Origin of the sequence: Leclercia sp. M50, from assembly GCF_037150775.1 — a bacterium.
Classification (GTDB): Bacteria; Pseudomonadota; Gammaproteobacteria; order Enterobacterales; family Enterobacteriaceae; genus Enterobacter.
The window spans coordinates 26,478-38,104 of sequence record NZ_JBBCPK010000042.1 but is presented as its reverse complement, the minus strand read 5'-3'; the positions used below and the strand labels follow the sequence as shown (position 1 = coordinate 38,104).

Here is an 11,627-nt window from a genome sequence, read left to right as displayed (position 1 = left end):
CTGGCGTAGAGAATATGCTGCAGACGGGCGTTGATATCAATTTTGGTAAGGTAGGTGGACTCCATGTCCGTCACTATCTCAAGCATTTCGAGCAGCTGACGCACCAGGCCCTCAAGTGATTGCTCAGTGCTGAGCGTTTCTGAAACACGGGCAAGAATAATATCCGACATGACGCTGCTCAACTCCCTTACAGAGGATCTCTGTACCTGTCTGATTTGCTCAAAGATTGACGGCGGATAGTAAAACATGAATCAACAACATTTCATATATTCAGGCGAGGAAGGGCACATTCTGGCCGGAAAAAGCCCCGGCGCAGGGCCGGGGAAAATAACAGCTTGATTACGGAATGATGTTCTCTGGTCTTTGCGAGAACGATGGCACTATAGCGAGGAAAGATGTTGGCAGAATGAAGAAATCATGGAGAAAGATTAACCGCCTCCCCTGGTGACAGGGCAGACCGGCTGGGATAAACTTTGCTAAGATAATTCTTAAACTCTCAGTATCCAGCACGAGGAAGTATGTTCCAGTTAAATCCGGGCAGCCTGGCGATGGTTATCGGCGCCCGCACGCCAGCAGGTCGTCGCAATATTGGTAAATCTGTGGAGCTGTTTAGCCTCTGTCAGCCGGGGCAGCGTTTTTTAAACCCGGTCAACGGCGTGGTGACCGAGCTGCCGCGAGGGGCAGAACGTCCCCTGTGGCTGGTGACCGGTGATGTCTGGTCGGTGGATAACCAGCACGGTTTTGCCTTTGTTCGCCCGGAACACCTGATGCCGCTCACTCCTGAAGAGGCGCCTGAAACTCTCGACGCGCTGATGCTGGACTGAATTACAGCTTACGCAGCCAGTCGGCTAACACCAGCGCGTGATTTTGCTCCCGCTCTTTCGCGCCGTAGAGCAGCGTCACGGGCTGGTTGTCTGCCAGACGGGCAATGCGCCGCCCCTCATCTTCCTGCAAGGCCAGCTCCTGACGATAAAGTTTGCTGAAACTGGCGAAATCGATGGTCTCACTGTGAAAGTCCTTGCGCAGTCCATTGGAAGGCGCCAGCGTCTTACACCACTCATCGTACGCTAACGCCTCCTTTTTCATGCCCCGCGGCCAGAGTCTATCCACCAGGATACGGTAGCCATCGTCCTGGCTTGCCTCGTCATACAGTCGTTTGCACTGAATCATTCTCTTGCTCCTTAATCCGGGTGACGCGGTGCTGGCGGTCACGATCGTAACGCTATCACAGGTTGGCTTTCCGCTTTTGCCCACTTATTTTAAGGTGTTGTGATATCAACGAAAGATCGGTAGTCTGACGCGCCTTATGTTATCTGATATTTATCTGGCATAAGGATCACTGTATGGAACTCTCTGCCCAAAAAGATACCCTCCGAATTGCGCTGGTCGGCGACTACAATCATGACGTACCGGCTCACCAGGCGATTCCTCTCGCCATTGATGATGCCGCCGCGGTGCTGGACATTACCGCCGACTACGACTGGCTGGCCACCACCGAATTAACCAGCCCGGAAGACCTGGTCGGCTACGACGCGATCTGGCTGGTTCCTGCAAGTCCCTATAAAAATGCTGACGCTGCGTTCATTGCGGCGCGGTATGCCCGGGAGAACAGCGTGCCGTTTCTGGGCACCTGCGGCGGATTCCAGCATGCGCTCATTGAATATGCGCGTAACGTTCTTGGCTGGCAGGATGCCGCCCACGCAGAAACCGATACCGCAGGGCGAATGGTCATTGCCCCCCTGACCTGCTCGCTGGTGGAGGTCGCCGATACCATTGAACTACGCGCTAACACCCTGATTGCTAAAGCCTATGGTCAGGAGGAGATCGAGGAAGAATATCGCTGCAATTATGGCGTTTCGCCTGAATTTGCGCAGGAGCTGGAGAAGGGCGATATGCGCGTCACCGGCTGGGACGCGCAGGGGGAGATCCGTGCCGTAGAGTTGGTCACCCATCCATTCTTCGTGGCGACGCTGTTCCAGCACGAGCGCGCTGCCCTTGCAGGGCGTCCTGCGCCGCTGGTGCAGGCGCTGCTTCGCGCGGCACAGAGTTACTGAATAAAAGGGCTTAGCCGGGTGTGATCTCCCGGTCACGCCCGGCAAGGATCCCGCACACGGCCATGATGACTGACACCAGCGCACAGGCCAGCAGCGGGATCCGCCAGTCGCCGTTGGTATCATGGATTTTACCCATCAGCGGCGGGCCACAGGCGGCAAGCAGATAGCCGACCGATTGCGCCATCCCGGAAAGGGCTGCCGCCTGATGAGCCGAACTGGCGCGCAGGCCAATAAACGTCAGGCCGAGGATCATCGTCGCACCGGAGCCAAAGCCAAAAATCAGCGTCCACATCACCGCCATCGTCGGCATAAACCACAGCCCGGCAGCACTTACCGCACACATCATCGCCGCCAGTCCGGCGATACCGCGCTGATCTTTCAGGCGAAGCAGGATCAGCGGCACGACAATTCCCGGTGCCGCGGTCGCCAGCTGTAACAGCCCGTGCAGGGAACCCGCCTCGGTTTCGCTGTATCCGTGACTCTGCAGGATCGCCGGAAGCCAGCCAATAATCACATAGTAAATCAGCGAGTTAATCCCCAGAAACAGCGTCACCTGCCAGGCCAGTGCGGAACGCCAGATGCCCCGGCTGTGCAGGGCGCGGGCGCCGCTCAGGGTGCCGGCAGGGCGCTGACGCCATTGCGGGAGCCACAGCAGCAGGGCCAGCAGAGGAAATACCATCAGCATTAACAGCGCGCCGTGCCAGCCCGCGCCGCTCAGGGCAACCGGCACCACCAGCGCCGAGCCCAGCGCGGCGGCAGCTCCCATGGTCAGGGAGTACGCCCCGGTAAGTTTCGCCACCTGGCCGGGGAAATCGCGTTTGATCAGCCCCGGCAGCAGGACGTTGCCCAGCGCAATACCGCAGCCAATGATGGCGGTGCCGCCAAACAGCAATGCCGAAGAGGGAAGCGAACGCAGGGCAATCCCGGCGATGATCAGCAGCAGGGCGATAAAGAGGCTGCGCTCCATCCCGATGCGCCGGGCGAGGCCGGCCGCCAGCGGCGAAATCAGCGCAAAGGCCAGCAGGGGAAGGGTGGTAAGCAGCCCGGTCTGGGCGGTGGTCAGGGCATAATCTGTACGAATAGCATCCAGCAGCGGCGCTGCACCGGTAAAGGTCACCCGCAGTGAGGTGGCAATCATCAGGATCCCGGCAATCAACAGCGCTCGCTGTTTGCCGGTAGCAGAAAGGGCAAGGGTCATGGGAATCTCTTACGTCGAAATGAGGCTACAGGATACGCATTTTCACCGTGGTTGAAATCAAGCTAAAATGACAGATTATCGCTAATATCGGACAAAATGATGCCTGGACTCGGCCTTGCGGGATACGATCCCGACAGCCAGCACGATCCTGCGGTGGCGTTTCATGTACGCGTGGTGGAAGATGAGCAACGCATTCCGTTCCACCAGCACCGCAAAGGCCAGCTGATTCTCGCCCTGCACGGAGCCATTACCTGCGAGGTGGAAAATGCCATGTGGATGGTGCCCCCGCAGTTCGCCGTCTGGATCCCCGGCCTGCTGCCGCACAGCAATAAGGCCACGCCCAGCGCCCGCCTCTGCTTTTTGTTTATTGAACCCGGCGCGGTATCGATGCCGGACCGCTGCTGCACCCTGAAAATCTCACCTCTGGTGCGGGAGTTGATCCTGACCCTGGCGGAGCGCAGCCCCGCTGAGCAGGAGCCTGCCACCCGGCGGCTGGTGCAGGTGCTGTTTGATGAGCTGCCCCGACAGCCCCAGGAGCAGCTGCAGCTCCCTGTATCCACGCACCCCAAAATCCGCCTGATGAGTGACACCATGGCCGAATCGCCTGCCGCCTGGCAGACGCTGCACCAGTGGGCGCGCCATTTTGCGATGAGTGAGCGCAATCTCGCCCGGCTGGTGGTCAGCGAAACCGGGCTCAGCTTTCGCCGCTGGCGGCATCAGCTCCAGCTGATTGTCGCCCTGCAAGGGCTCATTAGCGGGCAGTCGGTGCAGCAGGTGGCGCAAAACCTGGGTTATGACTCCACCACGGCGTTTATCACGATGTTCAAAAAGGGGCTGGGCCAGACCCCGGCCCGGTATGTCGCCAGCCTCGCTACGACTTCCCGATAAACAACGACACCAGCCCGGCGGCGATCAGCGGGCCGACCGGGACGCCGCGGAAGAGCGCCACGCCCAGCACCGTACCCACCAGCAGGCCCGCGACCAGCGTGGGCTGGGAGCTCATCAGCGTAACGCCGCGACCGCCAAGCCAGGAGACAAATACCCCCACGGCAATGGCGATCAACGATTTCCAGTTCATAAAGGCATGGATAAGCGTAGAGGCCGGTAAAGTGCCGCTGGCAATGGGGGCCATCACCCCGATGGTCAGGATGATGATCCCCACGGTCAGCCCCTGTTTTTCAATCCACGGGAAAAAACCGCTAAGCGGCGTCACGCGAACGATGATCAGAACCAGAATTGATATTGCGACCGTGGTGTTATGGCTGATAAAGCCCAGCGCGGCCAGGCCCAGAAGAATGAGCAGGGTAGGGTCAAACATAGCGTATTCCTTGCCAAAATAGAAAAGTAAGCCTGCTTACTTTACGTGCTCGCGTGCCGGTAAAAAGGGTTTTGTGCAAAAAAGAGTGTGATTTGGGCGATTGCCTGAAGTGGAGAGACGGTGCGGATTAAGGCCACGGACAGGCGGTTCAGCCGGGAAAAAATGGCGTTATTTTGAATATTCGCTGCTGGCGTTGAGTATCAGCAAAACCAACAACATGACAATTTTCAACTTTTTTCTACCGCTCTTATTCTCCTCACGCAACGTTGTTCCGGTTTACCCCCTTCGGCAAACTTTACGTAGTTTATGTGCCTGCTCGTTAAGCGCTTTCGTTATCGAAAGGATTCGGTTTCGCAGCGGTACACCACGCCACTCTTCAATCAGGCACAGCAATGAAAAAATTTACGTTTCCCCCCCATCCTCTGGCTCTGGCGCTGCTCACCGCCTTTTCCGGCGCAGCGCTTGCCGCGGGGACTATCAGCACAGCACCGGTGAACGATCAGGATGTGATCACCGTGACGGCACCGGTTCTTTCTCCACTTGAAGTGGTCACGTCGCCCAAAACCCCGCGCCAGCCGGTGCCGGCCAGCGACGGCTCGGATTACCTCAAAACCATCCCCGGCTTTAGCCAGATCCGTAATGGCGGCAGTAATGGCGATCCGGTATTTCGCGGCATGTTTGGTTCGCGTCTGCGCCTGCTGACCAACGACAGTGAAATGCTCGGCGCCTGTCCGTCGCGAATGGATGCGCCAAGCTCATACATCTCGCCGGAAAGCTACGATCTGCTGACGGTCACCAAAGGGCCGGAAACCGTGCTCTGGGGGCCGGGAAACTCCGCCGGAACGGTGCGCTTCGAACGTGAACCGCCCCGTTTTGACAGCGCCGGCATCAAGGGCGACGCCAGCTTTCTCGCCGCTTCGAATGACCGCTTCGATGAAAATGCCGACGTCAGCTTCGGTAACGACACGGGCTATGTACGCCTCAACGGCAATAAATCGAAAGCGGGCGACTACAAAGACGGTAACGGCGATCGCGTGGCCTCGAAATGGGACAAGTGGAACACCGATCTGGCCATCGGCTGGACACCGGATGCGGATACGTTACTGGAACTCACCGCCGGCCAGGGGGATGGCGACGCAAGCTATGCCGGGCGCGGCATGGACGGATCCCAGTTCAAGCGCGAAAGCCTGGGCCTGCGCTTTAAGAAAGAGAATATCGGCGACATTTTCGATTCCCTGGAGATGAGTGCCTATTACAACTACGCCAACCACATCATGGACAACTACTCCATGCGCTCCCCCGGGACCCCGGATTCCGGCTCCATGAACGGCATGCCGATGGGATCGATGGATATGTCGATGCCGATGGAAAAACAGGTCGATCGTCGCACCGTCGGCGGCAGGATGTTGGGGACCTGGCTATGGTCAGATTTCCAGCTGCAAAGCGGGCTGGATATGCAGACCAACACCCATCGCAGCAATGAAGATGATGAGGACAAAGGCTGGCAGGAAGATGCACGTTTTCACGATTATGGCGCGTTCGGCGAGCTGACGTGGAATGCGACCGATCTGAGTAAAGTGATTGGCGGCGCGCGTCTGGATAAGGTCGAAGTGGATAACTATACCGGCATCGGCAGCGACAGCCGCGAGGATACCCTCCGGCGGGCTTCCTGCGCGTGGAGCATAATCTGGGCGCGGCACCGGCGATGGTCTACGCCGGGCTCGGTTATACCGAACGATTCCCCGATTACTGGGAGCTTTTTTCGCCCACCTATGGCCCGGACGGCACCTCGGATGTCTTTGATAATCTCAAACCAGAGCAAACCACCCAGCTTGACGTCGGCGCCCAGTATAAAGGCGAGCGTACCACCGGGTGGATCTCCGCCTATGTCGGGCGCATCAACGACTTTATTCTGTTTAGCTACGATCCGGACGATTCCCACGTCAGCCAGGCCGACAACGTGGATGCCACCATTATGGGTGGGGAGATGGGCGCCTCCTATCAGCTGAGCGATCAGTGGAAAACCGACGCTACCCTTAACTACTCCTGGGGGGAGAACACGGACGACCACCAGCCGCTGCCGCAAATGCCGCCGCTGGAGGCGCGTCTTGGCCTCACGTGGGAGCAGGGCGACTGGAGTTCAACCGGCCTGCTGCGCATGGTGAGCCCGCAGCATCGGGTGGCGATGAACGAAGGTAACGTGGTCGGCAAAGATTTCGATCAGAGCGCTGGCTTTGCCATTCTCTCCGCCAACGCGGCATGGAAGGTGAATAACTACCTGAAGCTGAGCAGTGGGGTCGATAACCTGCTGGACAAAAACTACAGCGAACATCTTAACCTGGCGGGGAACAGCAGCTTTGGCTACTCCTCCGACACGCCGGTCAATGAACCGGGTCGGACCGTGTGGGCAAAAATGAACGTTACGTTCTGACAGAAAGCTAACGTAAAACCGCCGGTCAATGACCGGCGGTGGCGTTAACTGTTGCTGGTGGCAGATTGCTTATGGAAAAGCTCTCTGAATACCGGATAGATATCGTCCTGGTCGCGAATGTGCTGCATCGCGAAGTTATCAAACGTGCTTTGCAGATGTTCATACTCACGCCACAGCGTCTGGTGAGCGCGGCGGGTGATCTCAATATAGCTGTAGTAACGCACAACCGGCAGCAGTTTTTTCGCCAGAATTTCATGGCACAGCGGCGAATCGTCTGCCCAGTTATCACCGTCCGACGCCTGAGCAGCATAGATGTTCCACTGCGCCGGGTCGTAACGCTCTTTCACCACCTCATCCATCAGCTTCAGGGCACTGGAAACGATAGTCCCCCCCGTCTCCTGTGAGTAGAAGAACTCATGCTCATCCACCTCCTTGGCCTGGGTATGATGGCGAATATAGACCACTTCCACGTTCTTATAGGTTCGGCTCAGGAAGAGATAGAGCAGAATATAAAAGCGTTTGGCCATATCTTTGGTAGCCTGATCCATCGAGCCGGAAACGTCCATCAGGCAGAACATCACCGCCTGGCTTGAAGGCTCAGGACGCTTTTCATAGTTCTTGTAACGCAGGTCAAAGGTGTCGATAAACGGCACACGCTCGATTTTGGCGCGCAGTTCGGCGATCTCTTTGCGTAAACGCTCCTCTTCCAGCAGCTGCGCTGGCTCGCTTTTCGCCACAATATCCAGGCTTGCTTCCAGCTCGCGCAGTTCACGCCGTTTGCCCGCGGTCATGGCGGTACGGCGCGCCAGTGAGTTCTGCAGCGAACGCACCACGCTGATATTTGCCGGCACGCCGTTGGCGGTAAAACCGGCCCGGTGGGTTTTGTATTCGTTCAACTGACGATGCTGGTTCTTCTTCAGATTCGGCAGGGCCAAATCCTCAAACAGCAGATCCAGGTACTCATCCTTGGAGATCTGAAACACAAATTCGTCCTGACCTTCACCGTCCTGGCTGGCCTGGCCCTGACCACTGCCGCCGCCACCGCCGCCCCCCTGTGGACGCTCAATACGGTCATTCTGGACAAAATGGTCATTACCGGGATGTACGCGATGGCGCAAACCACCGCGCCCCTGATGGAACATCGGTTCGCTAATATCATCCGTCGGGATAGAGACGGACTCCCCGCTGTCTACGTCGGTCACCGAACGCTTGTTAATGGCCTCGGAGATCGACTGTTTGATTTGCGCTTTATAACGACGCAAGAAGCGCTGGCGATTCACCGTGCTCTTGTTTTTGCCGTTAAGACGCCGGTCAATAAACCAGGTCATATGCCCCCCGTACTGCATTTGCCAACTTTCAGTGCCCGTAAGTGCCGGACAGCGCTGACGCTTATCCGGCCTACGGAACATTGTTGTAGGCCCGGCAAACCACACGCCGCCGGGCTTTTTGGGCTGTTAAGACGACTTACGCACGCGCAGGTACCATTCGCAGAGCAGGCGAACCTGTTTGCGGGTGTAACCTTTCTCCATCATGCGGTCGACAAAATCGTCGTGCTTTTTCTGCTCGTCGGTTGAGGTTTTGGCATTGAACGAAATGACCGGCAACAGCTCCTCGGTATTGGAGAACATTTTCTTCTCAATAACGGTGCGCAGTTTTTCGTAGCTGGTCCAGTTTGGATTCCGTCCGCTGAAGTTCGCTCTGGCGCGCAGCACGAAGTTGACGATCTCGTTACGGAAGTCTTTCGGGTTACTGATCCCGGCAGGCTTCTCGATTTTTTCCAGTTCCGCATTCAGTGACTCGCGGTCAAACAGCTGGCCGGTATCCGGGTCGCGGTACTCCTGATCCTGGATCCAGAAATCGGCATAGGTGACGTAGCGGTCAAAAATGTTCTGTCCATACTCGGAGTAAGATTCCAGATAGGCGGTCTGGATCTCTTTGCCAATAAACTCGGCATATTTCGGGATCAGATAGCCTTTCAGGAACTCCAGGTAACGTTCAGCCTGTTCCTGCGGGAACTGTTCACGTTCAATCTGCTGCTCCAGCACGTAGAAGAGGTGTACCGGGTTAGCGGCCACTTCGGTGTGGTCAAAGTTGAACACACGGGAGAGGATTTTGAACGCGAAACGCGTGGAGAGACCGTTCATCCCTTCATCGACACCGGCGTAGTCACGATACTCCTGATAGGATTTCGCTTTCGGGTCGGTATCTTTCAGGCTTTCACCGTCGTAAACACGCATTTTCGAGTAAATGCTGGAGTTTTCTGGCTCTTTCAGGCGCGACAGGATTGAGAAGCGCGACAGCGTCTCCAGGGTCCCCGGGGCACAAGGGGCATGAACCAGCTCACTGTGGTTAAGCAGTTTTTCGTAAATCTTGATCTCTTCGGAGATCCGCAGGCAGTAAGGCACTTTGACAATGTAAACACGGTCAAGGAACGCCTCGTTGTTTTTATTGTTTCTGAACTGAACCCATTCAGATTCGTTGGAGTGCGCCAGGATAATGCCGTTAAACGGCAGGGCGGAAATACCTTCCGTCCCGTTGTAGTTACCTTCCTGGGTTGCCGTCAACAGTGGATGCAGCACCTTAATCGGCGCTTTAAACATCTCGACGAATTCCATAATCCCCTGGTTGGCGCGGCACAGCGCACCGGAATAGCCGTATGCGTCAGGATCGTTTTGCGCGTGGTTTTCCAGTTTACGGATATCCACTTTACCTACCAGCGCAGAGATATCCTGGTTGTTCTCATCACCCGGTTCAGTTTTGGCAATCGCAATCTGCTCCAGAATGGATGGCCATACTTTCACCACGCGGAATTTAGTGATATCACCGCCAAATTCATGCAGGCGTTTCGCTGCCCACGGCGACATGATCGTCCCGAGATAGCGGCGAGGGATGCCGTACTCCTTATCCAGTATCTGCGCATCTTCCTGCGGGTTAAACAGGCACAGCGGATGGTCGTTTACCGGGCTGCGTTCACCGTTGGCGCTCAGGACGTAGATAGGTACGCGCTGCATCAACGATTTCAGCCGCTCGGCCAGCGAGGATTTACCGCCGCCAACGGGACCCAACAGATACAAAATCTGTTTCTTCTCTTCCAGACCCTGAGCAGCATGTTTCAGATAAGAGACAATCTGCTCGATGGCATCTTCCATGCCGTAAAATTCTTCAAACGCAGGATATCGGGCGACGACCCGATTCGAAAACAGACGGGAAAGCCGTGGCTCCTGGGCGGTATCAACCATATTTGGCTCACCGATAGCCATCAATAGTCGTTCCGCCGCATTGGCATAAGCACTGCGATCTTGCCGGCAGATGGTAAGAAACTCCTGCAGTGTGAACTCTTCGTCCTTGGCAGCTTCATAACGCTGGCGATAGTGATCGAATATATTCATGGCATGCCGTCCTTTCGTTTTTTAGCACAGGAAAAGAGCCGTTCATATGAATAGTAGAGGCTCCCGGAAGCGGGATCCGTTGCACCTCACTGCCAGAGCAGCAACCCGTGTGCCAGGTCGGGCGGCTGAAACTGCGGGGTGATCAGGTATTCAGCTTCTTAAAATTAAGCGTAGATGGCATTTGCAAAACTTGCATGTATGCCAAAACTAATTTCAATGACATATCAATAACTCATCCAAAAAAATAGCCAAATCTTAAACGTCAAACACACTTATTTCACTGAACGGTAATGCGCGTGACAGCGTTTCGTCATCTGCCGCAAACAAAATATTCTGTTAATCAAATTGATTAGCAGACAAAAAATTTTGAGCAATGGGGGGGATGACGGTTACACTTCACTCGCTGATTATTTGACTACAGGAAAGAATGGATTGTGACCAAACTCAAACTTCTGGCACTGGGGATTATCGTTGCCACCTCAGTGAGTACAGCATACGCGGAGAATCAGTGGTCAATTGGTGCTGGTGTCGGCGTAATCAATAGCCCTTATAAACAGTACGATCGTGATTTCTACCCGGTTCCGGTTATCACCTATGAAGGCGATAACTTCTGGTTCCGTGGGCTGGGCGGTGGCTACTATCTGTGGAACGACCAGACCGACAAACTCTCCATCATGGCTTATTACGACCCGACGCACTTCAAGCCGGGCGACAGTGACAACCGTCAGCTGCGCCAGCTGGACAAGCGTAAAAGCACCATGATGGCGGGGATTTCCTGGGTACATAACACGCAGTACGGTTTCCTGCGTACCGCGCTGGCAGGCGACACGCTCGACAACAGCAATGGTTATATCTGGGATCTGGCGTGGTTGTATCGCTATAACAACGGTGGTCTGACCCTGACACCGGGTATCGGTATGGAGTACAACAGCGACAACTACAACGACTACTATTATGGCGTTTCCCGTAAGGAAGCACGACGCAGCGGCCTGCGCAGCTACGATGCAGACGACAGCTGGCAACCGTACCTGGAGCTGACGGCCAGCTATAAATTCGCCACGGACTGGAACGTCTACGGTACCGGCCGCTATACCCGTCTCAGCGATGAGGTGAAAGACAGCCCGATGGTTGATAAATCGTGGACCGGTCTGATGTCGGTGGGTGTGACCTACAGTTTCTGATTGTGCATTTGTACTGCGCAATTTGTGCATCATAACGGGGCCCTCGGGCCCCGTTT

The 11,627-nt window shown here is 56.0% G+C and carries 9 protein-coding genes and 2 pseudogenes; 5 read left to right on the top strand and 6 right to left on the bottom strand.

The features are described 5' to 3' along the window. Positions 1-170: pseudogene (locus tag WFM46_RS12225) on the bottom strand (diguanylate cyclase); the annotation flags it as partial. Between the two features lie 348 nt (positions 171-518). On the opposite strand from WFM46_RS12225, the gene WFM46_RS12220 reads away from it, so the two are divergent. After that, positions 519-824, top strand: coding sequence for a hypothetical protein (locus WFM46_RS12220; protein ID WP_103179244.1), 306 nt, complete (start codon positions 519-521; stop codon positions 822-824). 1 nt (position 825) lies between these two features. Here the strand turns inward: WFM46_RS12220 and WFM46_RS12215 are convergent, their stop codons facing one another. Further along, positions 826-1,170 (bottom strand): DUF488 domain-containing protein, encoded by a 345-nt coding sequence (locus WFM46_RS12215; protein ID WP_336997704.1) that lies wholly within the window; start codon positions 1,168-1,170, stop codon positions 826-828. A gap of 173 nt (positions 1,171-1,343) precedes the next feature. On the opposite strand from WFM46_RS12215, the gene WFM46_RS12210 reads away from it, so the two are divergent. Then, positions 1,344-2,054, top strand: coding sequence for a CTP synthase C-terminal region-related (seleno)protein (locus WFM46_RS12210; RefSeq protein WP_263950939.1), 711 nt, complete (start codon positions 1,344-1,346; stop codon positions 2,052-2,054). Positions 2,055-2,064: 10 nt separating this feature from the next. On the opposite strand, the gene WFM46_RS12205 is transcribed toward WFM46_RS12210, so the two are convergent. After that, positions 2,065-3,252 (bottom strand): CynX/NimT family MFS transporter, encoded by a 1,188-nt coding sequence (locus tag WFM46_RS12205; protein ID WP_180209305.1) that lies wholly within the window; start codon positions 3,250-3,252, stop codon positions 2,065-2,067. Between the two features lie 96 nt (positions 3,253-3,348). On the opposite strand from WFM46_RS12205, the gene WFM46_RS12200 reads away from it, so the two are divergent. Beyond that, entirely contained in the window at positions 3,349-4,140 is a 792-nt protein-coding gene (locus WFM46_RS12200) for an AraC family transcriptional regulator (protein WP_103179248.1), read from the top strand. Here WFM46_RS12200 and WFM46_RS12195 read toward each other — a convergent pair. Beyond that, positions 4,124-4,570 carry a DUF441 domain-containing protein gene (locus WFM46_RS12195; protein WP_103179249.1) on the bottom strand — a complete coding sequence of 149 codons (447 nt, stop codon included), beginning with the start codon at positions 4,568-4,570 and terminating at the stop codon, positions 4,124-4,126. The genes WFM46_RS12200 and WFM46_RS12195 overlap by 17 nt on opposite strands. Positions 4,571-4,962: 392 nt before the next feature. Here WFM46_RS12195 and WFM46_RS12190 point away from each other — a divergent pair. Further along, a pseudogene (locus tag WFM46_RS12190) lies at positions 4,963-7,001 on the top strand (TonB-dependent copper receptor). A 44-nt stretch (positions 7,002-7,045) separates the two neighbouring features. Here WFM46_RS12190 and WFM46_RS12185 read toward each other — a convergent pair. Both WFM46_RS12185 and yeaG read right to left on the bottom strand, forming a co-directional pair. Next, positions 7,046-8,329 carry a YeaH/YhbH family protein gene (locus tag WFM46_RS12185; RefSeq protein ID WP_103823926.1) on the bottom strand — a complete coding sequence of 428 codons (1,284 nt, stop codon included), beginning with the start codon at positions 8,327-8,329 and terminating at the stop codon, positions 7,046-7,048. Between the two features lie 126 nt (positions 8,330-8,455). Further along, positions 8,456-10,390 carry a protein kinase YeaG gene (gene yeaG, locus WFM46_RS12180; RefSeq protein WP_103179251.1) on the bottom strand — a complete coding sequence of 645 codons (1,935 nt, stop codon included), beginning with the start codon at positions 10,388-10,390 and terminating at the stop codon, positions 8,456-8,458. A 434-nt stretch (positions 10,391-10,824) separates the two neighbouring features. Here yeaG and WFM46_RS12175 point away from each other — a divergent pair, with 434 nt between their 5' ends. Beyond that, complete coding sequence (locus WFM46_RS12175; protein ID WP_336997703.1) at positions 10,825-11,571, top strand: MipA/OmpV family protein; 747 nt, start codon at positions 10,825-10,827, stop codon at positions 11,569-11,571. Positions 11,572-11,627: the final 56 nt, after the last annotated feature.